The organism is Caulobacter sp. CCNWLW153, assembly GCF_036889365.1.
Classification (GTDB): Bacteria; Pseudomonadota; Alphaproteobacteria; order Caulobacterales; family Caulobacteraceae; genus Caulobacter; species Caulobacter radicis.
Map to the genome: position 1 here is coordinate 199,481 of NZ_JBAKFV010000010.1, position 25,981 is coordinate 225,461.

General features: G+C 70.3%; 27 protein-coding genes. 13 read left to right on the forward strand and 14 right to left on the reverse strand.

Annotated elements, in window-relative coordinates:
• Positions 1-36: 36 nt before the first annotated feature.
• Both V6S85_RS16725 and V6S85_RS16730 read right to left on the reverse strand, forming a co-directional pair.
• Positions 37-381 carry a P-II family nitrogen regulator gene (locus tag V6S85_RS16725; protein ID WP_058348648.1) on the reverse strand — a complete coding sequence of 115 codons (345 nt, stop codon included), beginning with the start codon at positions 379-381 and terminating at the stop codon, positions 37-39.
• A 27-nt stretch (positions 382-408) separates the two neighbouring features.
• Positions 409-1,224 carry a class I SAM-dependent methyltransferase gene (locus tag V6S85_RS16730; protein ID WP_334349632.1) on the reverse strand — a complete coding sequence of 272 codons (816 nt, stop codon included), beginning with the start codon at positions 1,222-1,224 and terminating at the stop codon, positions 409-411.
• Positions 1,225-1,315: 91 nt separating this feature from the next.
• Between V6S85_RS16730 and gloB the strand changes: the two genes are divergently transcribed.
• On the forward strand, positions 1,316-2,062 hold the full coding sequence (gene gloB, locus V6S85_RS16735; protein WP_334349633.1) for a hydroxyacylglutathione hydrolase: 747 nt from the start codon (positions 1,316-1,318) through the stop codon (positions 2,060-2,062).
• Positions 2,063-2,067: 5 nt separating this feature from the next.
• Positions 2,068-2,520 carry a cupin domain-containing protein gene (locus V6S85_RS16740; RefSeq protein WP_442885674.1) on the forward strand — a complete coding sequence of 151 codons (453 nt, stop codon included), beginning with the start codon at positions 2,068-2,070 and terminating at the stop codon, positions 2,518-2,520.
• Between the two features lie 157 nt (positions 2,521-2,677).
• Here V6S85_RS16740 and V6S85_RS16745 read toward each other — a convergent pair whose 3' ends face one another.
• Both V6S85_RS16745 and mtgA read right to left on the reverse strand, forming a co-directional pair.
• Positions 2,678-3,217 (reverse strand): GNAT family N-acetyltransferase, encoded by a 540-nt coding sequence (locus tag V6S85_RS16745; RefSeq protein WP_334349635.1) that lies wholly within the window; start codon positions 3,215-3,217, stop codon positions 2,678-2,680.
• Positions 3,218-3,251: 34 nt separating this feature from the next.
• Positions 3,252-3,965 carry a monofunctional biosynthetic peptidoglycan transglycosylase gene (gene mtgA, locus V6S85_RS16750; RefSeq protein ID WP_243410539.1) on the reverse strand — a complete coding sequence of 238 codons (714 nt, stop codon included), beginning with the start codon at positions 3,963-3,965 and terminating at the stop codon, positions 3,252-3,254.
• A gap of 52 nt (positions 3,966-4,017) precedes the next feature.
• Between mtgA and V6S85_RS16755 the strand changes: the two genes are divergently transcribed.
• Positions 4,018-4,680: a nitroreductase gene (locus V6S85_RS16755; RefSeq protein WP_334349636.1), complete on the forward strand. Its 663-nt coding sequence runs from the start codon at positions 4,018-4,020 to the stop codon at positions 4,678-4,680.
• A 184-nt stretch (positions 4,681-4,864) separates the two neighbouring features.
• Here V6S85_RS16755 and trxA read toward each other — a convergent pair whose 3' ends face one another.
• From trxA to tsaE, 6 genes are all read right to left on the reverse strand, one after another.
• On the reverse strand, positions 4,865-5,200 hold the full coding sequence (trxA, locus tag V6S85_RS16760; RefSeq protein WP_101717002.1) for a thioredoxin: 336 nt from the start codon (positions 5,198-5,200) through the stop codon (positions 4,865-4,867).
• 121 nt (positions 5,201-5,321) lie between these two features.
• On the reverse strand, positions 5,322-8,780 hold the full coding sequence (gene addA, locus V6S85_RS16765) for a double-strand break repair helicase AddA (RefSeq protein ID WP_334349637.1): 3,459 nt from the start codon (positions 8,778-8,780) through the stop codon (positions 5,322-5,324).
• Between the two features lie 151 nt (positions 8,781-8,931).
• On the reverse strand, positions 8,932-11,886 hold the full coding sequence (gene addB, locus V6S85_RS16770) for a double-strand break repair protein AddB (RefSeq protein ID WP_334349638.1): 2,955 nt from the start codon (positions 11,884-11,886) through the stop codon (positions 8,932-8,934).
• On the reverse strand, positions 11,883-12,587 hold the full coding sequence (murU, locus tag V6S85_RS16775; protein WP_334349652.1) for an N-acetylmuramate alpha-1-phosphate uridylyltransferase MurU: 705 nt from the start codon (positions 12,585-12,587) through the stop codon (positions 11,883-11,885). The genes addB and murU overlap by 4 nt, the downstream gene beginning before the upstream one ends.
• A 29-nt stretch (positions 12,588-12,616) precedes the next feature.
• A complete protein-coding gene (gene amgK, locus V6S85_RS16780; RefSeq protein WP_334349639.1) occupies positions 12,617-13,702 on the reverse strand; it encodes an N-acetylmuramate/N-acetylglucosamine kinase AmgK in 1,086 nt (361 codons plus the stop codon).
• Positions 13,692-14,186, reverse strand: coding sequence for a tRNA (adenosine(37)-N6)-threonylcarbamoyltransferase complex ATPase subunit type 1 TsaE (gene tsaE / locus V6S85_RS16785; RefSeq protein ID WP_334349640.1), 495 nt, complete (start codon positions 14,184-14,186; stop codon positions 13,692-13,694). The genes amgK and tsaE overlap by 11 nt, the downstream gene beginning before the upstream one ends.
• Before the next feature lie 116 nt (positions 14,187-14,302).
• Between tsaE and V6S85_RS16790 the strand changes: the two genes are divergently transcribed.
• The gene (locus V6S85_RS16790) at positions 14,303-14,938 is read left to right on the forward strand and encodes a hypothetical protein (protein WP_334349641.1); all 636 of its coding nucleotides are present in this window, start codon (positions 14,303-14,305) and stop codon (positions 14,936-14,938) included.
• A gap of 64 nt (positions 14,939-15,002) precedes the next feature.
• On the opposite strand, the gene V6S85_RS16795 is transcribed toward V6S85_RS16790, so the two are convergent.
• The 4 genes from V6S85_RS16795 to V6S85_RS16810 all read right to left on the reverse strand — a co-directional run bounded on the left by V6S85_RS16795 (position 15,003) and on the right by V6S85_RS16810 (position 18,593).
• Positions 15,003-16,190 carry an acetyl-CoA C-acyltransferase gene (locus V6S85_RS16795; protein ID WP_334349642.1) on the reverse strand — a complete coding sequence of 396 codons (1,188 nt, stop codon included), beginning with the start codon at positions 16,188-16,190 and terminating at the stop codon, positions 15,003-15,005.
• A gap of 96 nt (positions 16,191-16,286) precedes the next feature.
• On the reverse strand, positions 16,287-16,988 hold the full coding sequence (locus tag V6S85_RS16800; RefSeq protein WP_334349643.1) for a TPM domain-containing protein: 702 nt from the start codon (positions 16,986-16,988) through the stop codon (positions 16,287-16,289).
• Positions 16,988-17,785: a TPM domain-containing protein gene (locus tag V6S85_RS16805; RefSeq protein WP_334349644.1), complete on the reverse strand. Its 798-nt coding sequence runs from the start codon at positions 17,783-17,785 to the stop codon at positions 16,988-16,990. Before V6S85_RS16805 ends, V6S85_RS16800 begins: the two co-directional genes overlap by 1 nt.
• A 160-nt stretch (positions 17,786-17,945) precedes the next feature.
• Positions 17,946-18,593, reverse strand: a complete 648-nt coding sequence (locus V6S85_RS16810) for a LemA family protein (RefSeq protein ID WP_334349645.1) — start codon at positions 18,591-18,593, stop codon at positions 17,946-17,948.
• A gap of 144 nt (positions 18,594-18,737) precedes the next feature.
• Between V6S85_RS16810 and V6S85_RS16815 the strand changes: the two genes are divergently transcribed.
• The 9 genes from V6S85_RS16815 (at position 18,738) to V6S85_RS16855 (ending at position 25,756) form a co-directional block, all read left to right on the forward strand.
• Positions 18,738-19,163 (forward strand): hypothetical protein, encoded by a 426-nt coding sequence (locus V6S85_RS16815; RefSeq protein ID WP_334349646.1) that lies wholly within the window; start codon positions 18,738-18,740, stop codon positions 19,161-19,163.
• Positions 19,164-19,597: 434 nt separating this feature from the next.
• Entirely contained in the window at positions 19,598-19,918 is a 321-nt protein-coding gene (locus V6S85_RS16820) for a CC_3452 family protein (protein WP_116567001.1), read from the forward strand.
• 149 nt (positions 19,919-20,067) lie between these two features.
• Positions 20,068-20,304: a hypothetical protein gene (locus tag V6S85_RS16825; protein WP_116567003.1), complete on the forward strand. Its 237-nt coding sequence runs from the start codon at positions 20,068-20,070 to the stop codon at positions 20,302-20,304.
• Positions 20,305-20,522: 218 nt separating this feature from the next.
• Entirely contained in the window at positions 20,523-21,077 is a 555-nt protein-coding gene (locus V6S85_RS16830; protein WP_116567004.1) for a F0F1 ATP synthase subunit delta, read from the forward strand.
• Positions 21,078-21,138: 61 nt separating this feature from the next.
• Positions 21,139-22,671 carry a F0F1 ATP synthase subunit alpha gene (gene atpA / locus V6S85_RS16835; protein ID WP_058347720.1) on the forward strand — a complete coding sequence of 511 codons (1,533 nt, stop codon included), beginning with the start codon at positions 21,139-21,141 and terminating at the stop codon, positions 22,669-22,671.
• A gap of 35 nt (positions 22,672-22,706) precedes the next feature.
• Positions 22,707-23,585, forward strand: a complete 879-nt coding sequence (locus tag V6S85_RS16840) for a F0F1 ATP synthase subunit gamma (RefSeq protein WP_334349647.1) — start codon at positions 22,707-22,709, stop codon at positions 23,583-23,585.
• Between the two features lie 52 nt (positions 23,586-23,637).
• Positions 23,638-25,242 carry a F0F1 ATP synthase subunit beta gene (atpD, locus tag V6S85_RS16845; protein ID WP_116488371.1) on the forward strand — a complete coding sequence of 535 codons (1,605 nt, stop codon included), beginning with the start codon at positions 23,638-23,640 and terminating at the stop codon, positions 25,240-25,242.
• Positions 25,242-25,493: a hypothetical protein gene (locus V6S85_RS16850; protein ID WP_101717017.1), complete on the forward strand. Its 252-nt coding sequence runs from the start codon at positions 25,242-25,244 to the stop codon at positions 25,491-25,493. Before atpD ends, V6S85_RS16850 begins: the two co-directional genes overlap by 1 nt.
• A complete protein-coding gene (locus tag V6S85_RS16855) occupies positions 25,493-25,756 on the forward strand; it encodes an ATP synthase F1 subunit epsilon (RefSeq protein WP_101712786.1) in 264 nt (87 codons plus the stop codon). Before V6S85_RS16850 ends, V6S85_RS16855 begins: the two co-directional genes overlap by 1 nt.
• The last annotated feature ends 225 nt before the right edge of the window (positions 25,757-25,981 follow it).

Consider the following 25,981-nt stretch of genomic DNA (forward strand, 5'->3'; position numbering starts at 1 on the left):
GGCTTGTCCTGAATCATCCCGCCGTGCGGCGCGCGATCAGCCGGCGATGGCGGCGGCGTCGCGCTCGCCCGTGCGGATGCGCAGGGCCTGTTCCAGGTCGAGGACGAAGACCTTGCCGTCGCCGATCTTGCCGGTGTTGGCGGTGCGCTGCAGGGCCTCTATCACCGCGTCGGCCACGTCGGTGGGCACGGCGATCTCCAGCTTGACCTTGGGCAGCAGCTTCACCTCGTACTCGGCGCCGCGATAGACCTCGGTCTTGCCCTTCTGGCGGCCGTAGCCGCGCACCTCGGTCACCGTCAGCCCCGAAGCGCCGGCCTCGGTGACCGCCTCGAGCACGGCGTCCAGGCGGCTGGGCTTGATAACGGCGACGATCATCTTCATGGCGCGAATTCCCCTCTACGCGGCCGGTTACGGCTTGGTCGGCGACTCAAGGCTAGGCCCTGGCGCCACAGCTTCCAATAGTATTCCGGTCCTTACGGTTCCCGGCGCCTTTCGAACAGGCGCCACGCCGGCGGGCGCGGGCGGCATGACCGGGGCGAACACCCGGGCGCGGGCCCGGCTGCCGCGCGGCTTGACCGCGAAGGTCTGCTTGACGGCCTCCATCAGGATCAGGCCGGCGAAGCGCGGCCACAGGCGCGCGCCGACCTGCTCGAAGCCCTCGGCCCAGCCCACCGTGAAGCCGGCGGGCGGCGCATAGAGCGCGCGGGTCCAGCCGGCGGGCTCCAGGTCGGCCTCGCGCAGCAGGTTCTCCAACTGGCTGCGGCTGAACGGGCGCCCGTGACCGAAGGGCGTGCCCTCGGCGCGGGCCCAGACGCCGTCGCGCGAGGCCACCGCGACGATCAGGCGGCCCGACGGGGCCATCACCCGCCACAGTTCGCGCAGCACCGCGGCCGGGTCGTCGGCCTCTTCCAGGGCATGGACCGCCAGGATCCGGTCGAACATGGCGTTGGGAAAGGGCAGGGCGGTCTCTTCGACCAGGGCGGCCTGGTTGCGCTCGCCCACCGGCCAGACCTCCACGCCTTGCGTCGCGGGCATGGCGGCCACCACCCGGCGGGCCTTGGCGCGGCACTCGTCGAGAAAGGGCGTGGCGTAGCCCAGGCCCAGTACGTCCAGCCCGTTGGCGTCGCCCCAGGCCTCGGCCACCTTGCGGCCGAGCATCTCCCGCGCCACCCGGCCCAGCGGGGCGGCGTAGAAGGCTCTGAGGTCGAGCACGTCGCGGCGCATTGTCTCTCCGTGGCGTCGAGGCCATCTATGTAGGCGGGCGAATCCTCCGCGTCACGCCCGCCGACCCCCGTCCGTGACCGAGGCCGATCGCATGCCGCTCGAAATCCACCAGTTTCCCTGCCTCTCCGACAATTACGGCTTTCTCGTGCGCGACGTGGCGACGGGGAAGACCGCCTGCATCGACACGCCGGACGCCGACGCCATCCTGATGCAGCTGGAAAAGCGGGGCTGGGGCCTGGACATGATCCTTAACACCCACTGGCATCCTGACCACGCCGGCGGCAACGAGGCGGTCAAGGCCGCCACCGGCGCGATCATCGTCGGTCCGCAGGAGGTGACCCGCATCGCGCCGCTCGACCGCGTGGTCGCCGGCGGCGACGTGGTCGAACTGGGCGCGACGCGCCTTTCGGTGATCGACAGCGGCGGCCACACCCTGGGTCACGTGGCCTACCACGATGCGGAAGACGCGATCGCCTTCGTCGGCGACACCCTGTTCGCCCTGGGCTGCGGCCGGATGTTCGAGGGCGATCCCGAGCAGATGTGGGCCTCGCTGTCGCGGCTGGCCGACCTGCCCGACGACACCACCGTCTACTGCGCCCACGAATACACCGCCTCGAACGCCCGCTTCGCCTTGTCAGTCGATGCGGACCCGGCGCTGAAGGCGCGCGCCGAGCAGGTGTTCGCCGCCCGCGAGCGCGGCGAGGCCACCGTGCCCACCACCATCGGCCTGGAGAAGGCCACCAATCCGTTCCTGCGCGCCCCGGCGCTGCGGCCGGGCCTCGCGCCCGCCCAGGCCTTCGCCGAGATCCGCGCGGCCAAGGACAGTTTCAAGGGATGAGTTCTATGACTTTGGCTGGGATTTCCGGCGACCTGGGCGCCGGCGAGATCGTGCGCCTGCTGGGCATGCAGCCCCACCCCGAGGGTGGCTGGTACGTGCGGATGTTCGAGGACGCGCCGAACGCCGAGGGCCGCCCGGCCTCGACGGCGATCTACTACCTGCTGGAAGCCGAGCAGATGTCGGCCTGGCACCGCATCGACGCGGTCGAGATCTGGCACTGGTACGCCGGCGCCCCGATCCGCCTGACCCTGTCGCCGCCCGACGGCGTCGGCATGACGCCCCACACCCTGGGCCCGGACCTGCGCGCCGGCTGCCGTCCGCAGGTGGTGGTGCCGGTCGGCTGGTGGCAGACGGCGGTGTCGCTGGGCGCCTGGACGCTGGTCGGCTGCACCGTGGCGCCGGGCTTCAGGTTCGAGGGTTTCGAACTGGCGCCCGAGGATTGGCGGCCGAAGGTGTAGGGGGGACCCCTCAGGTGGCTCCGCGCCAATAGATCCTCCCCCTGTGGGGGAGGTGGCCCGGAGGGCCGGAGGGGGGACGTTTTCAGTTGCCGCTGAAGCTGACCGGCTTCCCCCTCAGTCGGCTCCGCCGACAGCTCCCCCTTCAGGGGGAGCATCTTTACCGCCCCTTCCACTCCGCCTTCGTCTGCCCCCACACGTCATTCGGCAGGTCCTGGTACGGCGCCGGCAGCGGATGCGCGCCGCGGTTCTTCGACCCCAGCCGCGCCGCCACCTGCTGCGAGGCCGTGTTCTGCGGGTGGATGCAGTGGATCACCTCGTCCCAGCCTAGGTGGTCGAAGGCCCAGTCGATGGCGGCCTGGGCGGCCTCGACCGCGTAGCCCTTGCCCCAGGCGCTGCGCAACAGGCCCCAGCCGACCTCCGTGCCGGGCCAGCCTTCCGGCCGCCAGGGGCCGATGCGCCCGACCCACAGGCCGGTGTCCCTGGCGATCAGCGAGAACATGCCAAAGCCGTTGATCGCCCACGAGCCGGCCATGCTGGCCATGCCGCGCCAGGCGGCCTCGCGGGTCTGGTAGCCGCCGATGTACTGGGCGGCCTCGACGTCGCCCATCAGCTGCGCCCAGCCGTCGAGATCCTGCGCGCCGGTGGGGCGCAGGATCAGGCGGGCGGTCTCCAGCGTGGGGCCAGGGGCGATGGCCATTGTCGTTTCCTTCCCTCTCGTTCTTGTCTTTTCGTCAGATCACGCAGGCGGCCAGGCCGTCGCGGCGCACCGTGCCCGAGGCCGCGCCGATCTTGCGCGAACGCTTCTGCACGTAGCGGCCGGGCTTGACCGCCTTCCACTTCAGGGGGCTGGGCAGGATCGCCGCCAGCCGCGCCGACTGGGCTGGGGTCAGCTTGGCGGCGCTGACGCCGAAATAGCGCTGGGCGGCGGCTTCCGCGCCATAGATGCCGGGCCCGAACTCGATGGAGTTCAGATAGACCTCCATGATCCGCTGCTTGCCCCAGCCGATCTCGATCAGCACCGTGAACCAGGCCTCCAGCCCCTTGCGCAGGTAGGAGCGGTCCGGCCACAGGAAGACGTTCTTGGCGGTCTGCTGGCTGATGGTCGAGCCGCCGCGCACCTTCTTGCCCTTCTCGTTGTTCTCATAGGCCTTCTGCAGGGCCTCGACGTCGAAGCCGTGGTGCTCGCAGAAGCGGGCGTCCTCGGCGGCGATCAGGGCGCGCGGCAGGCTGGGAGAAACCTTCGACAGCGGCCGCCAGCGGTGGTCCCAGCCCTTGCCCTCGACGGCGCGGATGACCATCAGCGGCGTCGCCGGCACCGGCACGAAGCGATAGACCAGCACGGCCAGGATCGGCCCGGCCACCAGCACGATGAACAGCGCCAGGAAGATGTTGCGCAGCAGAACCTTCAAAACCCGACGCCCCTTGCCTTGACCTTGCGGCCGGATGCTAGCCAACCATCGACGCCCTCGATAGGGCGCGTTGGTTAGGGAGGCCTTGATGGACGTTTCTACGGCGGTCGCCGCGCGGTTCTCGGCGCGGGCCTTCAAGGCCGACCCGGTGTCGGGCGAAACGGTGCGGGCCATCCTCGAGGCCGCCGCCCGCGCGCCCTCGGGCGGCAACCTCCAGCCGTGGAAGGTGCACGCCGTCGCCGGCGAGGCGCTGGCGCAGTTCAAGACCATGGTCGCCGCGCGGCTGGGCTCGCCCGACGAGGCGCAGTACGCGGTCTATCCGGCCAACCTCTGGGAGCCGTTCCGCACCCGCCGCTTCCAGGTGGGCGAAGACCTCTACGGGGCGCTGGAAATCCCGCGCGAGGACAAGATCGGCCGCCTCAGGCAGTTCGCCCGCAACGCCGAGTTCTTCGGGGCGCCGGTGGGCCTGTTCTTCTCCATCGACCGCAACCTGGGCCCGCCGCAGTGGTCGGACCTGGGCATGTACATGCAGACGGTGATGCTGCTGGCCACCGAAGCGGGCCTGGCCACCTGCGCCCAGGAGTTCTGGTCGGCCTATGGCAAGCTGGCCGCTGAGTTTCTGGGCCTGCCGGACGACCACATGGTGTTCTCCGGCATGGCGCTGGGCGTCGCCGACGAGGCCGCGCCGGTGAACGCCTGGCGATCAAGGCGGGATGATTTCGAGGCCTGGGGGGAGCTCAGGGGGTTCTGACCAGATGCTCCCCCTGAAGGGGGAGCTCTCGCGGAGCGACTGAGGGGGAAGTGAATGCGGCGCTTCGGCAGCCGCTTCCCCCTCCGGCCCTTCGGGCCACCTCTCCCTTCAGGGGGAGGATCTCAAAGAAAAAGCCCCGGCCGTTTCCGACCGGGGCTCTTCGTCGCATCGGGGCAGCGACCGCTCAGGCGGTCTGCTTGACGCCGGCTTCGGCCAGCCACTCGACGATCTTGCTCTTGGGCATGGCGCCGACCTTCATCGAGGTCATCTGGCCGCCGCGGAACAGCATCATGGTCGGGATGCCGCGCACGCCGTAGCGGGCGGGGGTCATCTGGTTCTCGTCGATGTCGATCTTGGCGACCACGACCTGGTCGGCGAGCTCTTCGGAGATCTGCTCCAGGGCCGGGGCGATCTGCTTGCACGGGCCGCACCACGTGGCCCAGAAGTCGACGAGCACGGGGCCCTCGGCTTGCAGGACGTCTTGTTCGAAGGTGGCGTCGGTCACCGCAACGGTGCTCATGGTCTGGCTCCTGGCTGGCGCGGCGGGTCGGGGGAGATCGCGGCGCGAAATTGAGAACAGTGGCGGTTGCGACCGCCTCTTGGCTGAAGATGTAGGCGCGGGGCGCGCGTCCGGCAATAACTCAGAAGAGGCGCGAAAGAGCCGCCGCCCGCACGTTTTCTGGAACGGCCATCAGTTTGGGGCCATCCGTCCACACGATCGCCGCCTCGATCCGCCGCCCGGGGAAGATCTCGGCCAGCACCGCGGCATAGACCGCCATCTGCGACAGATAGGCCGGATCGGCGTCCTCGATGCGGTCGGGCGAGGGGCGGTTGGTCTTGTAGTCGACGACCAGCACCCGGTCGGGAGCGACCACCAGCCGGTCGACCCGGCCCGAGATCGCCATGCCCGGGGGCAGGGCGGCGGCGGCGCCGGCCAGCGAGGCCTCCGCGCGTGAGCCCGGCCCGAACACGGCGGCGAAACGATCGTCCTCCAGCACGCCGAAGGCGGCGGCGGTCATCTCCGTTCTTTGCGCTTCGGTCAGGTCGCGCTCGGCCGCCAGCAGCCGCGCGGCGGCCGCCCGGCGTCCGGCCGGCGCGATGTCGGGCAGCAATTGCAGCAGCCGGTGCACTATCTCGCCCCGGCGATAGCGACCCAGGCCCTCGATCTTGGCCAGGGGCGAGGGGGCCGAGCCGACCGCCTCCTCCTCGGCCTCCAGCGCCGAGGGCGCGGCCCAGCGGGCGCCGGCCGAGACCGGTTCCGCAGCCCGACGCGCCCAGGCGGGCAGAAGCGCGGAGGGCGTCTCGACCAGCTCGGCGGCCGGCGGCGCGGGCAGGGGATCGGGGCCGTAGCGCAGCACCCCGGTCTCCTCGTCGATCGTCCGCACGTCGCCCTCGACCTTCGGATGGGCGAAGGCGGCGCGGGCGGCGGCGTACCAGCCGCCGACGTTCTCGTCCTTGGTGCGCGCGTCGATGCGGCCGCACAGCACCAGGCGATCGCGCGCCCGCGTCAGGCCCACATAGAGCAGGCGATAGGCCTCCTGCTGGGCCTTGTCCTCGCGCAGTTTCCGCGCCGCCGCCGAGGCCTCGCAGTCCTGCTTGCCCGAGGCGCACCACAGGAAGCCCTTGTCGGCCGTGGCCAGCAGCGGCGAGCCGCGGGCCCCGCCCTTCATCGTGGTCTCGGGCAGGAAGACGATCGGCGCTTCCAGGCCCTTGGCGCCGTGGGCGGTCATCACCCGCACCTGCCGGCGCACGCCCTCCATCTCGCGCTTGACCACGATGTCGAGCGCCGCGAACTCGGCCACCAGGGTCTCCAGATCGCGCACGCCGCGGGCCTCGGCGTTGGTGATCTGGGCCAGGAACTCGTCCAGGGCGTCAGCGGCCTCCTCGCCCAGGCGGGTCAGGGCGCGGGCGCGGTTGCTGACGTGGTTGGCGTCCAGCTTGCCCAGGAACAGGGCGTAGAACTCGTAAGGTTGCCGGCGGCGGCGGGCGGTCAGCGCCCAGTCCAGCAGGACGTGGGCCTCGCGCCAGGCCGGGCGCTCGTCGGCCCGGGCCGACAGCACGCTCCACAGCGTTCCCCGCCGTCCCTTGGCCAGGGCGTAGAGGTCATCGTCGGTCAGGGCGCAGAACGGGCTCTTGAGCAGCGCCGCCAGGGTCAGGTCATCGTCGGGGAACAGGCAGAAGCGGCCCAGGGCCAGCAGGTCGTCGAAGACGATGTGGGCCGACAGCGACAGCCGGTCGGCGCCGGCCACCGGCACGCCGCGCCGCTTCAGGGCCCGCAGCACCTCCTCGAACAGCGCCTTGCGCCGCCGCACCAGCACCAGCACGTCGCCGTAGTGGGCTGGGCGCCAGACGCGGGCGTCCTTGTCGAACACCGCGTCGCCCCGCTCGACCAGGGCCTTGATCTCGGCGGCGATCTTCTCGGCCAGGCGCCGGTTGGCGCCCTGCTCGGTCTCCACGTCCAGCGGCGCGTCCCAGGCCTCGCGCTCGGCGGCGGCTGGTTCGCGCTCCAGCGGCCACAGGTCGACGCACCCGGGATGATCCTTGCGGAAGGCCACGTGCGCGGGGATGTCCTCGCCGGTGGGGGCCAGGCCCAGGCGCGCGTCGGGGGCCTCGAACAGGGCGTCGACGAAATCGAGCACCTGCCGGGTCGAGCGATACGAGGTCGACAGCGGCACGGACTTGCCCACCCGCCCGACCGCCTCGATGCGGGCGATATAGCCCTGCGTCTCGATCAGCAGTCGCTCGGGCTGGGCGCCCTGGAACGAGTAGATCGACTGCTTCTCGTCGCCGACGATGAACAGGGTGCGGCCGTCGGTGGTCTTGCCGTCATGGCCCGGCGCCCCGGCCCCGGCGAAGAAGTCCTCGGTCAGGGCCGACAGGATTTCCCACTGCTCGGGGGCGGTGTCCTGGGCTTCGTCGAGCAGGATGTGGGAAACCCCGCCGTCCAGCTTGTAGAGCACCCAGGCCGCGTCGACCTTTCGGGTCAGGAGGTCGCGGGTCTTCTCGATCAGGTCGGAGAAGTCGAGCGCGCCATGCGCCTGCTTCTCCTCGATGAACTTGGCCAGGTACAGGATCGCCAGCCGCATGACCGCGACGCTGTCCTCGGCCACCTTTGCGGCGCGCAGGAACTCACGGGCTTCCTCCAGGCGCTCCTGTTCGGCCAGCAGGCGTTCGCGCAGGTCCTCGCGGCTCTTCAGGCCGGAGGTCTTGGCCACCCAGGTCACCGGCGTGCCGGCGCCCTTCTCGGTGAAGAGCAGGGTCAGGGCGGCGTCCAGCGACGGGGCCTGCGCCACCGCCTTCATGATCGCGGCGCGCTCGGAGTCCTGCTTGCCGCCGCCCGACAGCACGTCGGCGACCGAGCGCCAGAAGACCGGATCCAGGTCGTCCATGGCCTGGGCGGCGATGTCCTCGACGGTGGTCGGCTCGGCGAAACCGCAGACGTTCCAGATGTCGGCCTCGACGCCCTCCAGGCCGCCGCAGCGCTCGCGATAGGCGGCGATGGCCGCGCGCTGGTGCTCGAAGGTGGCGAACATCGCCTCGAACGAGGCGAAGTCCAGCGCCACCGAGAAGCGGGCATAGGCCTGGGCGAAGATGTCGTCGCTGTGGGTGACGTGGTCGGCCAGCTTGTGCAGCGCGGCCTGGGCCACCGCGGCCGAGGCGCTGTCGTCCATCACCTCGAAGCCGGGCGACACCCCGGCCTCGATCGGGAAACGCCGCAGCAGCTTCTCGCAGAAGGCGTGGATGGTCTGGATCTTCAGGCCGCCGGGGGTCTCCAGGGCTTTGGCGAACAGGCTGCGGGCCTTGGACAGGGCCAGGGCGTCGAAATCGCTCTGCGGCCGGTCGACCAGCCCGGCGATCTCGGCGCGCAGGGCCTCGTCGGGCGTGACGCACCACTTGCCCAGGCGGTCGAACAATCGGTGCTGCATCTCGGCGGCGGCGGCCTTGGTGTAGGTCACGCACAGGATCGCCGCCGGCTCGGCGCCGCCCAGCAGCAGGCGCGCGACCCGGTCGATCAGGGTCTTGGTCTTGCCTGAACCGGCGTTGGCCGTGACGAAGGCCGAGATCGCCGGATCGGCGGCGAGGCGTTGGGGGTCGATCACAGGGCGCCTCCCCCTCTGGGGGAGGCGATCGCGAAGCGATCGGCGGGGGGAGTCTTTGCGACATGGGCCACCGAGCGGGAAGCTGAAAACGCCCCCCCTCCGGCCTTCGGCCGCCTCCCCCAGGGGGGGAGGATCTTTGACGCCGCCCCCCTCATTCCCCGTCCCCTTCATCCCCGCTGGTCGACCACTCGAACACCCGCGCCAGGTGGCCGTAATCCCCGGCGTGGTCGTGCACGAACTGCGGCGCGGTGCGCGACAGGTAGGGGCGGTCGGGTTCGTCGTACTTGCGGATCAGGTCGACCAGGCCGTCGAAGGCCTTGCGGGCGGCTTCCTCGCTGTCGCCGCCGGCGCTGGCGCGGGTCTGCTCCTCGCCGGCCGGCCGGCGGCCGGTGACGCGGACATAGGTCAGGTCGCCCGGCGCGCGCGGGCCGATGTCGGCGAAGCCGCCGTTCTGCAGGATCGCCGCCGTCAGGGTCAGCTGCGGAGAGAAGCCGGTGTCGACCTGCTTCTGGCTGGGGGCGGCGCCGGTCTTGTAGTCGAGGATGTGCGCGGCGCGGCCGTCGCGCGTGGGCTCGATGCGGTCGGTCTTGGCCGTCAGGGTGAAGGGGCGGCCGTCGACCTGGAAGGTGATCTCGCCGGCCGCCTCCACGACAATCTTCTCGGCCCCCGCGCGGCGACGGGCCTCCAGGTCCATGACCCACAGGGCGGCCTCGCGGGCCAGGGCGCGTTCGCGGGCCAGGGCCGACGGCGGCATGCCGGCGGCGACCAGCTCGGCGATGTAGAGCCCTTCGAAGATCTCCGCGCCATTGGCCGGCAGGGCGTCGGGATAGGTCAGGGCGAAGACCTCGAAGGCGGCGTGGATCGCCGTGCCGCGCGCGCGCGCTTCGACCGGCTCGTCCGGCCGGTCGAGGGGGTAGAGCTTCAGGATATCGCGCGCCCACACCGCGTAGGGATCTCGGGTCAGGGCCTCGACGCGGGTGACGGCCATGCGGCGTGGGCGGTCCTCGACCGGCGGGCAAGGCGCCGGGCGCTTGACCGGGGCGTAGGGTCCGGGGGCGTCCAGCGCGCGGGCCCAGTCCAGAACGTCCGGCCGCTCGGTCAGCGCCAGGTTCGCGCCGCGCGCCAAGGTCTTCATCCGCCACAGCCAGCGGCTCTCGACGGCCGGCGCGCCGCCGCGGCGCTGGCTATGCACCAGGATCACGTCGGGGGCGCTGGCGGCCTGGGCGAAGTCGTGGGCGGTGAGGCCGATCTTGCGCTCGGGCGGCGGCAGGCCAAGCTTGGCGCGCATCGGCCGCGACAGGAACGGGTCGATCGGCGCGGCCTGCGGCCAGACGCCTTCCTCCAGCCCGGCCAGGATCAGCCGGTCGGCGCGCACCAGGCGGGCTTCGATGGCGCCCAGCATGCGAAGCTGCGGGTGGGTGGCGCCGCCGACGCGCAGGGTCTCCTCGTCCACCAGGCGGCCGAGCAGGTCGAGGAAGCCCAGCGGATTGGTCGGCGGCAGGGCCTGACCGTCCTCGATCAGGGCCGAGACCAGCGCCGCCAGCGCCTCGCCGCCGGAGCCGGCCCACAGGGCCGTGGGTTCGACCAGGCTTTCCAGTGCTTTGGCCAGGGCCTCGGCCGCCAGGTGCGGCGGGGCGACCGGACCGGCGGCGTAAGGCTCGGCGGCGATTTCGACGGCGGCGTGGATGCGGCGGGCCAGGTCCACGGCCTCGGGAAACGGCGCGATGCGGCCTTCCAGCGCGGCGGCGTCGACGGGGGCGGGGCCGCGCAGGCCGTATCGCTCCAGCGTGTGGGCGGCCTCGTCGGCCTTCAGCAGCGGGTGCTTGGCCACCGACAGCAGGCCGACCGGGTCCAACGGCGCCAGCACCAGCGCAGCCAGCTTGCGCGCCAGCACGGCGGGGGGCGATGCGGCCAGCGGGGCGCCGGCCGAACTGTCGGGCACGACGCCCCAGCGGGCGAGGTAGAGACCCGCGCGGCGGGCCAGCTGCTGGTCGGGGGTGACGAGGGCCGCGGTCTTGCCCGGCGTCTCCAGCGCCTCGCGCAGCAGGAGGGCGCAGGCCAGGGCCGCCTCCTCCTCGCCCGAGGCGTTGACCAGGGACAGGCCCGACAGCCCTTCGGCGATCGGGTCGAGGCTTTCGGACTCCGCGCGCAGCTTGGCGATCTGGGCAAGCCAGTCGGCGGTGGCCTCGGCTGGGCGCAGGGCCTCGTTGACCAGGCGACGGCGCCAGCGGCCGCGGCTGTCGGCCTCCGTGCGCCAGCGGCGGACCGCTCCGCGACCCACCCCGGCTCTGTGCAGGAGCCGGCGCATGGCCCCTTGCGGATGCTGCTCGCCGACCTGCTCCCAGGCGTCGGCGGCCAGGTCCTCGTCGAGGCCGGGCAGCACGACATAGCCCTGCGGCGCCCGCGAGACGGCGATCAGCAGGTCGGCGGTGGCCGGGGCGGTGCCGGTCGAACCGGCGGCGACCAGCACGCCCTGCGGCGGATTGTCGGTCCACTGGTCGGCCAGGGCCCGCAGCAGGCGCACCCGCCGCTCGCTGACGTCCATCAGGTCCAGGTCCCGCAGGCGCGCGCTCCAGCCCTCGACCATGGCCCGGATGAACCGCGCCGAGACCTGCCAGTGAGCGGCCAGGTCGCCGTCGGCCAGGCCGTCGAGGCGCTCGATGACCGGGACCTCCTCGATCTGGCAGCTGTCGAGCAGGTCGGAGACGGCCTTGGCCATCTCCAGGGCCTGGCCGGCGCTGGGCGGGCTGTCCAGCAGGGAGGCGTTGTCGTGCACCAGGCGCGCCAGTTCGAACCGGCGGCGGCGGCTGGAGACGGCCGGCGGCAGGTCCAGCGCCAGGTCGCCCGGCTCGAACGGCGGCTCGCCCTCGTCGAGGTCGCCCAGCGGCCGGATCTGCGGCAGCAGCACGGCCCGCCCGCCGTTCACCGCCAGGAAGGCGTCAGCCAGGGCGCGGGCGCCGCGCCGGGTCGGGGTCAGCAGGGTGGCGTGCGACAGGGCGTCGGGACCCAGATGCGACAGGCGCTCGACCAGGCCCGCGGCCACGTCGTCGACGAACGGCCGGTGGGCCGGGATTGAGAACCAGCCGGAACCGGCCGGGCCGCTCATCCCGCGTGCGCTCCTGCGAGCTTGGCCTCGGCCTCGTCGCGCGCCCCAGGGTCGCCGACGTGCATCCAGAAGCCGTCCATCATCACGCCGTGGACGCGGCCCCGCGGCGCCAGCCTGCGCCAGATGGTCGCCAGCGAAAACGCGCCGTCCGGGCCGTCGTCGACCAGGCCCGGCTTGCAGATGTGCACGCCCATATAGGCGTAGGGCGCGCTGGCGGCCTCGCCCCGGAAGGTCAGGGCCCCGTCATTGGCCATGAAGAAGTCGCCGGCCCCGTCGAAGCCCAGCGTGCGGTCCAGTCGCGCCAGCAGCAGGCAGACGTCCATGCGCTCGGGATCCCAGGCCTTGGCCAGGCTCTCGATCGCGGGAGCGCCGTCCTGAGTCCACACGGAGTCGATATTGGCGACGAACACCGGATCCTCGCCCAGCAGCGGCCGGGCCTTGCGCAGGCCGCCGCCGGTTTCCAAGAGCTCGCCGCGCTCGTCGGAAATGACGATCGCCGGCGCGCCGGTGCGGGTCTTCAGGTGGGCTTCCAGCCGGTCGGCGAAGGCGTGGACATTGACGACGGCGGTCTCGACGCCGGCGTCGGCCAGGCGATCCAGCATGTGGTCGATCAGGGTGCGGCCGGCGACCTCCACGAGCGCCTTGGGGCGGTCGTTGGTCAGGGGGCGCATCCGGGTGCCGAGGCCCGCGGCCAGCACCATGGCCTTCTTGGGGGCCTTGGTGGGAGCGCTCACGAGCGGGCCTCCGCCGGGACGTGGGCGTCGAACCAGGCCTTCAGCCCCGCCAGCGCCGGATCGGCCAGGCAACTGTCGAGATAGCGCCACAGGCGCGGCATGAAGCTCTCGTACTTCGGCTTGCCGTCGCGGGTGACCAGGCGGGCGAAGATGCCGAGGATGCGGGCGATGTTGAGCGCCCCCAGCGCGTGGTAGTCGGCCAGGAACTGCTCGCGATCGAGGCCGGGGCGGGCCGCCAGGTAGCGGTCGAGGCCGCGTTGCTCGATTTCCGGCGACACGTCGCGTCGGGCGTCATGCAGCAGCATCGAGAAGTCCCAGGCCGGGTGGGCGACCACGGCGTCCTGGAAGTCGATCAGGCCGACGCGCGCCGGACCCTCGCGCCGCGGCAGCCACAGCAGGTTCTCGGCGTGATAGTCGCGGTGGCAGAACACGCTGGCGCCGGCCTCGCCCCGGGCGCGGATCGGCGTCCACAGCGCCTGCCAGTCGGCCAGGGCGGCGGCGTCGAAGGTCACCGGCTTGAGCTTGGGCAACCACTCGACGAACAGGTCCTGGGCCATCTGCAGGGCCAGGTCGTCATAGGTCAGCAGCGGCCAGGTCGAGCCGCCGGCCTCCAGCACCGCCGGGGGCTTGGCCGTGTGCAGCGCCACCAGCGCGTCGACGGCGGCGTCGTACATCAGGGGCTCGTCGCCGCCGTTGGCGATCACCGTGGCGTAGAGGTCGTCGCCCAGGTCTTCCAGTACGGCCAGGCCCAGGGCCGGCTCGGCGGCCAGCACCTCGGGGGCCGAGAGACCCTGCGCCCGGAGCCAGCCGGCCACGGCCACGAAGGCGTCCACCCGGCCGGCGGCCAGGCGGTAGGCCGCGTTGAAGCCGAGCGCGCGGCGCTCGTCCGGCGTGGCGCCGGGCGGGCAGGGGGCGGTCTCCAGGGCCGGCGGCTGGTCCATGAAGATGAAGGTCGCATCGCCACGATAGAGGCGCTCGTACGACCGGGTCGAGGCGTCGCCGCCCAGCGGCTGGCGGCGGACGTCGCCGTAGCCGTGGCGGGCCAGGAACTTCGCCTTCAGGATCTCGCGGTCAGAGCTCAAGCTTGCGTTCCTTGAAGGCGCCGAAGGGGGTGATGCGGACGCGGCGGGTCTCGCCGGCCGTATCGTCCAGGACGGGTGAGATCTCTACATCGAGTCGGTCGGGGGGCAGGCGGCCCTCCAGGCGCTGGGGCCACTCGATCAGGGCCGCGCCGTCCTCCAGCGCTTCGACGAGGCCGATCTCGTAGGCCTCGTCCGGATCCTCCAGGCGATAGAGGTCGAAATGGGCCAGCGGGAAGGTTTCCGCCTCGTAGAACTGCACCAGGGTGAAGGTGGGGCTGGGCACTTCTTCCTCGGGAGAGGTCAGGGCGCGCACCAGGGCGCGGGCCAGGGTCGACTTGCCCGCGCCCAGCGGGCCGTAGAGGCACAGGGCCGCGCCGGGAAACAGGACGGCGGCCAGCCGCGCGCCGAGGGCCTTGGTGGCCGCCTCGTCGGGCAGGTCGATTTCGAGGGAGGCGGCGCCCCCGGGCGCCTGTGGCGTAGACATCGCGCCAATCTAGAGTCCCCCGCGCGCGCCTCAAGCCGCTTTCAGGAATTTTGCCGTCGCCGGGGCGCGCGCGGCGTCCTATCACCAGCAGAACAATCCCGAGAGGATCGGTCGAGATGAAGAACTGGAAGCTGTGGGCCGGCCTCGTCGCCGTGGTCGTGGTGATCGGCGCCGGCTGGTGGGCGTGGTGGAACTTCGAGCTGCGCTGGCGGCCCAAGACCATCACCAAGAACCAGGCCGAGATCGCCAAGATCCTCGAAGGCTCGGGCTGGGTGTCGCCGGGCCTCAAGGGCCCCAAGCTCTACATGATCAGCTTCCGCACCTGCCCCGACTGCGTCCGCTTCAAGAAGGAAGAGTATCCGCGCCTGCACAAGGCCGGGATCGACACCCGCCTGATCGAGATCGCCCGCGCCGACCGCAACGGCGTGCCGAAATCGACGCCGGTCGAGCGCGCGACGGTGGCCGAGCTTTGGATCAACCGCTCGTGGGCGCTGTCGGAAAAGTGGGACGCCACGCCGGTCGACGCCTGGACCGCTCCCGGTCTAAAGCCCGCCGACGGCGACATCGCCCGCACCGCCGTCATCGAGGCCGGCCGCAGGTCGGTCGAGGACCTCGTCCCGCTGCTCAAGAAGAACGGCGTGAACTTCGCCTATCCGCTGCTGGTCTGGTGGACGCCGGACGGTCAGATGAAGGCCTGCGCCTGCGAGAAGCGCGAGACGTACAGGTTCGTGCGCAAGGACCTGGGGGTTTGATCAGGTCAACCTTTACTCCCGTCATTCCCGCCCTTGTGGCGGGAATGACGGGCGTTAAAAGAAATCAGAATATCTCGAACAGGCCCGCGGCGCCCATGCCGCCGCCGATGCACATGGTCACCACGCCCAGCTTGGCCTTGCGGCGCTTGCCTTCCAGCAGCAGGTGGCCGGCGCAGCGGGCGCCGGTCATGCCGAACGGGTGGCCGATGGCGATCGAGCCGCCGTTGACGTTGTACTTCTCCGGATCGATGCCCAGGCGGTCGCGGCTGTAGAGGCATTGCGAGGCGAAAGCCTCGTTCAGCTCCCACAGGTCGATGTCGTCGACCTTCAGGCCATGGCGTTCCAGGAGGCGAGGCACGGCGAACACCGGGCCGATGCCCATCTCGTCGGGCTCGCAGCCGGCGATGGCGAAGCCCTTGAACAGGCCCAGCGGCTCGAGGTTGCGGCGGGCGGCCTCCTTGGCCTCCATCACCACCACGGCGGCCGCGCCGTCCGACAGCTGGCTGGCGTTGCCGGCGGTGATGAAGTTGCCCGGACCCTTGACCGGCTCCAGCTTGGCGAGGCCTTCCAGCGTGGTCTCCGGACGATTGCACTCGTCCTTGGTGACCACGTAGTCGACCAGGCTCTCCTCCTTGGTCTCCTTGTTGACCACCTTCATCTTGGTGGCCATTGGCACGATCTCGTCATTGAAGAGGCCGGCGGCCTGGGCGGCGGCGATGCGCTGCTGGCTACGCAGCGAATACTCGTCCTGATATTCGCGGCTGATCCCGTAGCGCTTGGCGACGATGTCGGCGGTGTCGATCATCGCCATCCACAGGGCCGGCTTCTCCTTCATCAGCTTGTCTTCGGTGATGTGGAAGCGGTTCATGTGGCCGCCGCCCTGCACCAGCGAGATCGACTCCACGCCGCCGCCGATGGCCACCGGCGCGCCGTCGTTGCGCACGTAGTTGGCCGCGGTCGCGATCGCCTGCAGGCCCGACGAGCAGAAGCGGTTGACGGTCTGGCCCGAGGTGGTGACCGGCAGGCCGGCCCAGATGGCGGCGTTGCGGGCCACGTTCATGCCGGTGGCGCCTTCGGGACCGCCGCAGCCCAGCACCACGTCTTCCACTTCCGGGCCGTCGAGGCCGGCGCGGCTGACCGCGTGGTGGATGGCGTGGCCGGCCATGGCCGCGCCGTGGGTGTTGTTGAAGCCGCCGCGATTGGACTTGGCCAGGCCCGTCCGGGCGTAGGAGACGATGACCGCTTCGCGCATGGCGCTTCTTCCCTGTTTAAACGTTAGTTTGAATTGCCGGCACCGTAGGCCGGAAATTCGCCGGGGGGAAGATCACGCAAACGTAAGGCGTGAGGCTCAGCGCAGTATGGTCGGGGTGTCGGGCAGTTCGTTGCGGTCCTCGCCGCCGGTGCGCGGCGCGTGCTCGGCCAGGATGGCGCCGGCGCGGCCGACGGCGGCGACGAAGCCGTCGGCGATCTGGCCCGCCTTCAGGCCCGCCGTCAGGTCGGCGACGACGCCCGACCAGGCGTCCTTGGGCGCCAGGCCGTGGACGCCCTCGTCGGCCAGCACCTCGACGCGGTGCTCGGCCAGGGCGGCGAAGATCAGCACGCCGGTGCGCCCTTCCGTGGCGCGCAGGTCGCTGGACAGGAAATAGTCCATGGCCGCCCGTCGCACGCGTTCGGCGGCGCTCTCGCCGGTCGGCAGCCGCGCGCGCAGCGGCGGGATCGACAGCACGGCGGTCGCCAGGGCGAACACGGCGGCCTGCAGGGTCAGGTAGACCAGCAGGGCCGACAGGATCGCGCCGTCCTGGGCGGCGGCGTGGCCGACGCTCCAGCCGCCGAACAGGCGGGTCAGCCACTCGGGGCGCAGGCCGGCCAGCAGGCCGAAGGCCGGCAGCAGCAGGGCCGCGCCCGCCGCCCAGGCCAGCACGGGGGCGGGACGGTCGGGCTCGACGCGCGGCGCCAGCACGCAACGGATCTCGCCGATCGTGCCGGCCTCGGCGGCGCGCACGGCCTGCGCGATGCGCAGCTGGTCGGGGCGGGAAAGAATGTCGCTCATCACCAGCTCCCCGAGGATCCGCCGCCGCCGAACGAGCCGCCGCCGCCCGAGAACCCGCCGCCGCCTCCGCCGCCGCTCCAGCCGCCTCCGCCGCCGCGACCGCCGCCGCCGCTGGTCAGGGCGTTGATCAGGATCCAGGGCAGGGCCTCGCCCACCGCCGCGCCGAGCCCGCTGCGGCGGTAACGGCGGCGCCCGAACATCGCCCGCAGGATCATGACGGCGACGATGAAGACGATGAAGATCGCCACCACCGGCACGCCGCCGCCGTCGTCCTGGCGCTGGCCTTCCGCCGCCTGGGCGACCTGGGCCCTGGCCTCGCCGTCGGGCAGTGACAGCTGCTTTATGATGGCGTCGGTCCCGGCGACGATGCCGCCCTGCATGTCGCCGGCCTTGAACCTGGGCAGGATGGCGCTCTGGATGATGACGCTGGACAGGGCGTCGGTCAGCACCGGCTCCAGGCCGTAGCCGACCTCGATGCGGACCTTGCGTTCGTTCGGCGCCACGATCAGCAGGGCGCCGGTGTTCCTGTCCTTCTCGCCGATCCCCCAGGCGCGGCCCAGCTGATAGCCGTAGTCCTCGATCTCGTAGCCTTGCAGGCTGGACAGCGTGGCGACCACCAGCTGGCGGCCGGTCTGCTTCTCCAGCGTCGCCAACTCGTCGGTCAGCTGCTGCTCGGCCGCCGGCGACAGGATGTTCGCCTGGTCGACGACCCGGCCGCTCAGCGGCGGGAAGGTCGGGGCGGCGAGGGCGGCGGTGGCCCCCAGGACGAGAACCAGCAACGCCAACGGAATGGCCAACCAGGTCCTCCCCCGCGTGCGGGGGAGGGGGACCGCGAAGCGGTGGAGGGGGCGAGACTGGGCGCGGCGCTTTCGGTCGCCCCCTCCGTCACGGCGCCGATGGCGCCGCGCCACCTCCCCCGTTTCACGGGGGAGGAGCAAGGCCGCGATAGTCGTCACCCTAGTGCGCCGGCGCCGGCTGGGACGGGGCGGCTGGCGCGGCCGGGGCGTCGAAGCTGACGGTCGGGGCGGTCTGGGCCGCGGCCGAGGCCTCGAACAGCTGGGCCGGCTTCTGGCCGCCATAGACGGTCTTGGCCCACAGGATGGTCGGGAAGGTTCGCAAGGATGTGTTGTAGACCCGCGCGGTCTCGTTGTAGTCGCGCCGCGCGATGGTGATGCGGTTCTCGGTGCCTTCCAGCTGGCTCTGCAGGGCCAGGAAGTTCTGGTTCGACTTCAGGTCCGGATACTGCTCCTGGATCACCATCAGCCGGCCGAGCACCCCGGTCAGCTGGTCCTGGGCGGCGGCGTACTTCTGGAAGGCGGCGGGGTCGGTGATGGTCGAGGCGTCGACCTTGACCTGGGTGGCGCTGGCGCGAGCCTGGGTCACCGAGGTCAGGACGTCCTTTTCCTGGGCGGCGTAGCCCTTCACGGTGGCCACCAGGTTGGGGATCAGGTCCGAGCGGCGCTGGTACTGGTTCTGCACCTCGGCCCAGGCGGCCTTGGTCTTCTCGTCCTGGGTGGGGATGGTGTTGATCCCGCAGCCGGACAGGCCGACGGCGATCACGACGGAGGCAAGGGCCAGGCGGGCCGGCGAACGCAGCTGCGACATGAAGGCTCCCTCTGAAGGCGACTGGCGGCCGCCGATCGCATTTATATGGCCCGGTCTCCGGCTCTCGTCATCCGCGTATCGGATTAACTCGCGTCCATCAGGGGCTTAACTTCCTTTTGAGGAGACGGGCGCAGGATCGCCGCCATGGTCCTGATGGTCGCCTTCGCCCTGGTCGGAGCTCTGCTCGGGCTCTTCTGGCGCCCCCGCTTCGTGGGGGTGGTCATCGCCGTGGTCGCGGCCGGCGTCGTGCAGGGCGTGGCCGCCTGGTCGCTGCAGATCCTGTCGCAGCAGGTCAATCGCGAGCACCTGCTGGTCCAGCTGCACGCCATCTTCGGCGAGAGCGCCATCGACTTCGCCGGGCCGGTGCTGGCCGCCGCCGTCGGGGCGGTGTTCGCCGCCCTGCTGGGCGGCCTGACCGATGCGCGCCGCCCGCCGGTGGTGGTCACCGCCGACGGCCTGCGCCGCAAGGCCGGCAAGGACGGCCGCTACGCCCGCATGGAGGGCATGGTCCAGGACCGCGCCATCCACGCCAAGGCCGAGAGCCGGATCGACTCTATCCTGGGGCTCTGAGGGCGCGGGAGCGGGGCAGGTCCCCACTCCCCTTACTTCCCGTCATTCCCGCCCTTGTGGCGGGAACCCCTCCATCAGCCGCAAGGGCGGGAGGGGCGGCGTGCCGAGCACGCCGCTGTCGCTTTCACGTGCGAGCGGAGCCAGGGCTTCCCGCCACAAGGGCGGGAATGACGGGAGACTGGGTGTCTTCTCGGTCGTCACCCCCCAACCCGAAAATCTCAGTTTCGATAAAATATGCGCACGCGAACAAAAACCGGCTTGCGCGATTTCTGAACGCTGATATCTAAGCAGTGCTTAGTTCGGTCGCGCGACGCTGGTGGGGATACCGGCGCCATGTCCATGAAGGACAGCATCCCACGGGACCGAGCGGCCAGTACAGCTTACGCCGCGATCATCGATCTTTCCATCATCCCCGAAGCTGGAGGGCTTTCCCCATGAAGCTCCGCGCCCTGGCGGCCGTCGCCGCCCTGTCCGTTTCCGCGCTCGTCGCGGCCCCCGCCCTGGCCGATGGCCGCCTGGCGGTCACTCTTGAAAAGCCCGTCTCGGCCAAGACCAAGATCGTCGCCGGCGGCGCCGTCTTCGTCTGCGAGGACGCGTCTTGCGTCGCCACCTCGGCTCCGTCGCGGGCCCTCAGCGTCGCCTCGTGCAAGGCGCTGGCGAAAGAGGCCGGCCGTGTCTCGGCCTTCGGCGGCGACGCCAAGGCCCTGGCCGCCGAAGAGCTGGAGCGCTGCAACGCTTCGGCCAAGGCCGCCTGATCCCTCCTTCTTAAGTAGGCGTACCAGGGAGCTTTTCTTTCTCTGGCTGTTTCCTCGACCATTCGCCTGACAGGGCGGCGGATCGCTTCCGCCGCCCTTTTTCTTTGCCCTGCCTTTCGTCTTCGTCCGCGCAAGGATTAGATGTCGCCATGACCCAGCCCCTGACCGTTCAGCTCGAAGAGGCCTTGCGATCGGCCGCCGGCGCCGACGCCGCGCCCGTGTCGGTCACGATCGACTACGCGGGGCAAGGCCAGGCCGGGGAAAGCGCCCGCGGCTGGGTCGAACGGGCCACCCGCAGCCTGGTGTTCGCCCAGGCCGAGGCGCGGACCGCCGACGGGATCCTGGCCGGCGCGGCCTCGGGCGTATTCCGCCGCGTCAACGTCTGACGGATAAACACATTTTTTCGCGAACTTGGCCGAACACGATCACCTCGGCTTGGTTGCGACTGCGAACACCCCGTGTTATCAGGCGCCGGGCTTCGGGAAGGGCAGCGTGAAAGCGCGGGCCGCCCGTGCGCTTTTCTCAAGCGCTAACAAGTCTTTAAGCCGGGGAGAGGGGGGAGCTTCTCTTCCGCGGCGATTGCAACGCACACCGGGCGGAACAAGTGGCGGAAGAAACCAAGGCGACGGATGCGGGTCAGCGTTACGCGCAGTCCCTGTTCGAACTGACGATCGAAGGCGGCAACCTGGCGAAGGTCGAGAGCGACCTGAAGACCCTGAAGGGTCTGGTCGCCGAAAGCGCCGACCTGCGCCGTCTGATCGACTCGCCCGCGTTCTCGGCCGAGGACAAGGCCAAGGGCCTGACCGCCGTCGCCGTGAAGGCCGGTTTCGACATCCTGACCGCCAAGTTCCTGGGCCTGATCGCCACCAACGGCCGTTCGGCCGAACTGGTCGGCGCGATCAACGCCTTCGTCGCCCTGTCGGCCAAGCACCGCGGCGTGGTCGCCGCCGAGGTCACCTCGGCCGTTCCGCTGAGCGCCGCCCAGCTGAAGGCCGTCACAGCCGCCGTGTCGAGCGCGCTCGGCCAGACCCCCGAAATCTCGACCCGCGTCGATCCGTCCATCCTGGGCGGCGTCAAGGTGCGCGTCGGTTCCCGACTGTTCGATGCTTCGGTTCGTTCGAAGCTCGACTCCCTGAAATTCGCCCTCAAGCGCGCCTAAGCGTATAACCGCGCAAAAACGTACGTACGCAGAGAGCCTCAAGAAAGAGCCCGACCCAGCCATGGATATCCGCGCCGCCGAAATCTCGGCCATCCTCAAGTCGCAGATCGCCAACTTCGGCGAGGAAGCCGCCGTTTCGGACGTCGGCCAGGTCCTGTCGGTCGGCGACGGTATCGCCCGCATCTACGGCCTGGACAACGTCCAAGCCGGTGAAATGGTCGAGTTCCCGAAGGCCGGCGTGAAGGGCATGGCCCTGAACCTCGAGCGCGACAATGTCGGCGCCGTGATCTTCGGCGCTGACGCCGAGATCAAGGAAGGCGACGAAGTCCGCCGCCTCGGCGAAATCGTCGACGTGCCGGTTGGCAAGGGCCTGCTGGGCCGCGTCGTCAACCCGCTGGGCGAGCCGATCGACGGCAAGGGCCCGATCCAATACACCGAGCGTCGCCGCGTCGACGTGAAGGCCCCGGGCATCATCCCGCGCAAGTCGGTGCACGAGCCCGTGCAGACCGGCCTGAAGTCGATCGACACCCTGATCCCCGTCGGCCGCGGCCAGCGCGAGCTGATCATCGGCGACCGTCAGACCGGCAAGACCGCCGTCGCCATCGACACCATCCTGAACCAGAAGGCCGCCAACGCCGGCAAGGACGAGAGCGCCAAGCTCTACTGCGTCTACGTCGCCATCGGCCAGAAGCGCTCGACCGTCGCCCAGATCGTCAAGACCCTGGAAGAGCACGGCGCCCTGGAATACACGATCGTCGTCGTGGCCTCGGCCTCGGAGCCGGCCCCGCTGCAATACCTGGCCCCGTTCGCCGGCTGCGCCATGGGCGAGTGGTTCCGCGACAACGGCCTGCACGGCCTGATCATCTATGACGATCTGTCCAAGCAAGCCGTCGCCTACCGCCAGATGTCGCTGCTGCTGCGCCGCCCGCCGGGCCGCGAAGCCTATCCGGGCGACGTGTTCTACCTGCACTCGCGCCTGCTGGAACGCGCCGCGAAGCTGAACGAAGACAACGGTTCGGGCTCGCTGACGGCTCTGCCGATCATCGAAACCCAGGCCAACGACGTGTCGGCCTACATCCCGACCAACGTGATCTCGATCACCGACGGCCAGATCTTCCTGGAAACCGACCTGTTCTACCAGGGCATCCGTCCGGCCGTGAACGTCGGCATCTCGGTGTCGCGCGTGGGTTCGTCGGCCCAGATCAAGGCCATGAAGCAGGTCGCCGGCCCGATTAAGGGCGAGCTGGCCCAGTATCGTGAAATGGCCGCCTTCGCGAAGTTCGGTTCGGACCTCGACGCCTCGACCCAGAAGATGCTGGCTCGCGGCGAACGCCTGACCGAGCTGCTGAAGCAGCCGCAATACGCGCCGCTGTCGGTCGAAGAGCAGGTCTGCGTGATCTACGCCGGCACCCGCGGCTATCTCGACAAGATCCCGACCTCGTCGGTGCGTCGCTTCGAGACCGAGTTCCTGGCCCGCCTGCATAGCGCCCATCAGGACCTGCTGACCGGCATCGCCACCAAGAAGGCCCTCGACAAGGACCTGGAAGCGTCGCTGAAGAGCGCGCTCGACAGCTTCTCGTCGACCTTCGCCTAAGCCCCCTCGGAACCGCTCGGAGAGAGTAGCGCCGAATGGCCAGCTTGAAGGAAATGCGCAATCGGATCTCGAGCGTCAAAGCGACGCAAAAGATCACGAAGGCGATGCAGATGGTGGCGGCTGCCAAGCTGCGCCGGAGCCAGGACGCGGCGGAAGCCGCCCGTCCGTACGCTCGGCGTCTGGCCAGCGTCATCGCCAACCTCGCGACCGGCGTGTCGGGCGACGGCGCTCCGGCGCTGCTGGCCGGCACCGGCCGCGACGACCGTCACCTGGTGGTGGTGGCCGCCGCGGACCGTGGTCTCGCCGGCGGCTTCACCTCGTCGATCGTGCGCGCGGCCCGCGCCCACATCGACGGGCTGATCGCCCAGGGCAAGGACGTGAAGATCGTCTGCGTCGGCAAGAAGGTGACTACCCAGCTGAAGCGCCCCTACGGCGACAAGGTGGTGGATAACTTCGACCTGTCGGCCTATCGCCAGATCACCCTGTCGGTCGCCCAGCCGATCGCCGACGTCGTCACCAAGCTCTATGAAGCCGGCGACATCGACGTGGTGACCCTGTTCTACAGCCGCTTCCGGTCGGTGGTGCAGCAGGTTCCGACCGCGCTGCAGCTGATCCCGGCGGTCGTCGAGGGCGGCGCCGAAGTCGCGTCCGGTCCGGCCGCGGTCTACGAGTACGAGCCCTCGGAAGAGGCCATCCTCGAGACCCTGCTGCCGCGCAACCTGACGGTCCAGATCCTGTCGGCCCTGCTCGACAACATGGCCGGCTTCTACGCCAGCCAGATGACGGCGATGGACAACGCCACGCGGAACGCGGGCGACATGATCAAGCGCTACACCCTCGAGTACAACCGTTCCCGCCAGGCTCAGATCACCAAGGAGCTGATCGAGATCATCTCCGGCGCCGAAGCCGTCTGATCTAGCCTAACGCCAAAAACGCACGCAGAGACGCACGAAAGACCCGCACGCCATGGCCAAGACCCCTGCTAAGGCTCCCGAAGCCGCCGCCGAAAAGCCGGCCGCCGCCAAGAAGCCCGCCGCCACGAAGGCCGCCGCCGCTCCGGCCGCTGCTGCTGCTCCCAAGGCTCCGGCCGCCAAGAAGGCCGCTGCTCCGAAGGCCGCCGCCCCCGTCGCCGGTGAAGCCACCGGCAAGCTGGTGCAGATCATCGGCGCCGTCGTCGACATCGAGTTCACCGGCCCGCTGCCGGCGATCCTGAACGCCGTCGAGACCACCAACACCGCCACCGGCCAGCGCCTGGTGTTCGAAGTCGCCCAGCACCTGGGCCAGAACACCGTCCGCGCCATCGCCATGGACGCCACCGAAGGTCTCGTCCGCGGCCAGCCCGTGCGCGACACCGGCGAAGCCATCCGCGTTCCGGTCGGTCCGGGCACGCTGGGCCGCATCATGAACGTCATCGGCGAGCCGATCGACGAGCAGGGCCCGATCCAGTCGGACCTGTCGCGCCCGATCCACCGCGACGCCCCGACCTTCGCCGAGCAGACCAACACGGCTGAAGTGCTGGTCACGGGCATCAAGGTCATCGACCTGATGTGCCCCTACACCAAGGGCGGCAAGATCGGCCTGTTCGGCGGCGCCGGCGTCGGCAAGACCGTGACGATGCAGGAACTGATCAACAACATCGCCAAGGCTTACGGCGGTTACTCGGTTCTGGCTGGCGTGGGCGAACGCACCCGCGAAGGCAACGACCTCTATCACGAGATGATCGAGTCGAACGTCAACGTCGACCCGAAGGCCAACAACGGCTCGACCGAAGGCTCGCGCTGCGCCCTGGTCTACGGCCAGATGAACGAACCGCCGGGCGCCCGCGCCCGCGTCGCCCTGACCGGCCTGTCGATCGCGGAATACTTCCGTGACGAAGAAGGCAAGGACGTGCTGCTGTTCGTCGACAACATCTTCCGCTTCACCCAAGCCGGCGCCGAAGTGTCGGCTCTGCTGGGCCGCATCCCCTCGGCCGTGGGCTACCAGCCCACCCTGGCCACCGAGATGGGCAACCTGCAGGAGCGCATCACCTCGACCAACAAGGGTTCGATCACCTCGGTCCAGGCCATCTACGTTCCCGCCGACGACCTGACCGACCCGGCCCCGGCCGCTTCGTTCGCCCACTTGGACGCCACCACCGTTCTGTCGCGCGACATCGCCGCCCAGGCCATCTTCCCGGCCGTCGACCCGCTGGACTCGACCTCGCGGATCATGGACCCGCTGGTCATCGGCGAAGAGCACTACACCGTGGCTCGCCGCGTCCAGGAAGTGCTCCAGCAGTACAAGGCTCTGAAGGACATCATCGCCATCCTGGGCATGGACGAGCTGTCGGAAGAGGACAAGCTGACCGTGGCGCGCGCTCGCAAGATCTCGCGCTTCCTGTCGCAGCCGTTCCACGTCGCCGAGCAGTTCACCAACACGCCGGGCGCCTTCGTCCAGCTGAAGGACACCATCCGCTCGTTCAAGGGCATCGTGGACGGCGAGTACGACCACCTGCCGGAAGGCGCCTTCTACATGGTCGGCCCGATCGAGGAAGCCGTGGCCAAGGCCGAGAAGATGGCGGCGGACGTCTGATGCACGAGGAAGACGGCGATCTGGCCCACTTCTGCTGCGAGGAGCTGGAGGACGCGGTGTCTTCGGACGCCGAGGCCTCCCTCATCGAGCACGACAGCGGCCTGATCCTGTTGAACCTGGGTCAACGGGAAGCCGATGGTGAGACGGGCACGGTCCTGACCACCATCCGCTTCTGTCCGTTCTGCGGCACCGAGATCCAGACCGACGAAGACATCGAAGCGGCCCTGGGCGCCGTGGAGACCTACGACTGATGGCCAAGCTGCATTTCTCTCTCGTCGCGCCCGAGCGCGAACTGTTCTCGGCGGACGTCGACCAGGTCGACGCGCCGGGCACGGAAGGCGATTTCGGCGTGCTGCCGAACCACGCCCCGTTCATGACCACGCTGCGCGAGGGTCGGGTGACGGTGCGCGACGGCTCGACCGTCAAGCTGTTCGACATCCAGGGCGGTTTCGCCGATGTCGGTCCCGACGGCTTCACGATCCTGGCCGAGCACGCGGTGGAAGTGGCCTCGTAAGAGCCGCTTCTTTCCGAGACTTCGAAAGCGCCTCCATCCGCAAGGGTGGGGGCGTTTTTGTTTTCGGCGATCCTCCCCCTCCGGGGGAGGTGGCCCGAAGGGCCGGAGGGGGGCCGTTTTCAGCTGTCGATGAGGCTGCCGATATCGCAGTCACGGGGGGGGGGGGCCGGGGGGCGGGCGGGCCGGCGCCCCGCGCGGGGGCGGCGACCAGGATCATGTGTAGGA

Excerpts from the sequence above, each read along its gene's own strand:
- V6S85_RS16815 (WP_334349646.1), top strand. The coding sequence starts at position 18,738 with ATGGTCCTGATGGTCGCCTTCGCCCTGGTCGGAGCTCTGCTCGGGCTC.
- V6S85_RS16745 (WP_334349635.1), bottom strand. The coding sequence starts at position 3,217 with ATGGCCATCGCCCCTGGCCCCACGCTGGAGACCGCCCGCCTGATCCTG.
- V6S85_RS16850 (WP_101717017.1), top strand. The coding sequence starts at position 25,242 with ATGCACGAGGAAGACGGCGATCTGGCCCACTTCTGCTGCGAGGAGCTG.
- V6S85_RS16740 (WP_442885674.1), top strand. The coding sequence starts at position 2,068 with ATGACTTTGGCTGGGATTTCCGGCGACCTGGGCGCCGGCGAGATCGTG.
- atpD (WP_116488371.1), top strand. The coding sequence starts at position 23,638 with ATGGCCAAGACCCCTGCTAAGGCTCCCGAAGCCGCCGCCGAAAAGCCG.
- addB (WP_334349638.1), bottom strand. The coding sequence starts at position 11,886 with ATGAGCGGCCCGGCCGGTTCCGGCTGGTTCTCAATCCCGGCCCACCGG.
- V6S85_RS16725 (WP_058348648.1), bottom strand. The coding sequence starts at position 381 with ATGAAGATGATCGTCGCCGTTATCAAGCCCAGCCGCCTGGACGCCGTG.
- V6S85_RS16730 (WP_334349632.1), bottom strand. The coding sequence starts at position 1,224 with ATGCGCCGCGACGTGCTCGACCTCAGAGCCTTCTACGCCGCCCCGCTG.
- tsaE (WP_334349640.1), bottom strand. The coding sequence starts at position 14,186 with ATGTCTACGCCACAGGCGCCCGGGGGCGCCGCCTCCCTCGAAATCGAC.
- V6S85_RS16790 (WP_334349641.1), top strand. The coding sequence starts at position 14,303 with ATGAAGAACTGGAAGCTGTGGGCCGGCCTCGTCGCCGTGGTCGTGGTG.
- atpA (WP_058347720.1), top strand. The coding sequence starts at position 21,139 with ATGGATATCCGCGCCGCCGAAATCTCGGCCATCCTCAAGTCGCAGATC.
- gloB (WP_334349633.1), top strand. The coding sequence starts at position 1,316 with ATGCCGCTCGAAATCCACCAGTTTCCCTGCCTCTCCGACAATTACGGC.
- V6S85_RS16825 (WP_116567003.1), top strand. The coding sequence starts at position 20,068 with ATGACCCAGCCCCTGACCGTTCAGCTCGAAGAGGCCTTGCGATCGGCC.
- murU (WP_334349652.1), bottom strand. The coding sequence starts at position 12,587 with ATGGTGCTGGCCGCGGGCCTCGGCACCCGGATGCGCCCCCTGACCAAC.
- V6S85_RS16820 (WP_116567001.1), top strand. The coding sequence starts at position 19,598 with ATGAAGCTCCGCGCCCTGGCGGCCGTCGCCGCCCTGTCCGTTTCCGCG.
- V6S85_RS16800 (WP_334349643.1), bottom strand. The coding sequence starts at position 16,988 with ATGAGCGACATTCTTTCCCGCCCCGACCAGCTGCGCATCGCGCAGGCC.
- trxA (WP_101717002.1), bottom strand. The coding sequence starts at position 5,200 with ATGAGCACCGTTGCGGTGACCGACGCCACCTTCGAACAAGACGTCCTG.
- V6S85_RS16810 (WP_334349645.1), bottom strand. The coding sequence starts at position 18,593 with ATGTCGCAGCTGCGTTCGCCGGCCCGCCTGGCCCTTGCCTCCGTCGTG.
- V6S85_RS16795 (WP_334349642.1), bottom strand. The coding sequence starts at position 16,190 with ATGCGCGAAGCGGTCATCGTCTCCTACGCCCGGACGGGCCTGGCCAAG.
- V6S85_RS16755 (WP_334349636.1), top strand. The coding sequence starts at position 4,018 with ATGGACGTTTCTACGGCGGTCGCCGCGCGGTTCTCGGCGCGGGCCTTC.
- V6S85_RS16855 (WP_101712786.1), top strand. The coding sequence starts at position 25,493 with ATGGCCAAGCTGCATTTCTCTCTCGTCGCGCCCGAGCGCGAACTGTTC.
- V6S85_RS16840 (WP_334349647.1), top strand. The coding sequence starts at position 22,707 with ATGGCCAGCTTGAAGGAAATGCGCAATCGGATCTCGAGCGTCAAAGCG.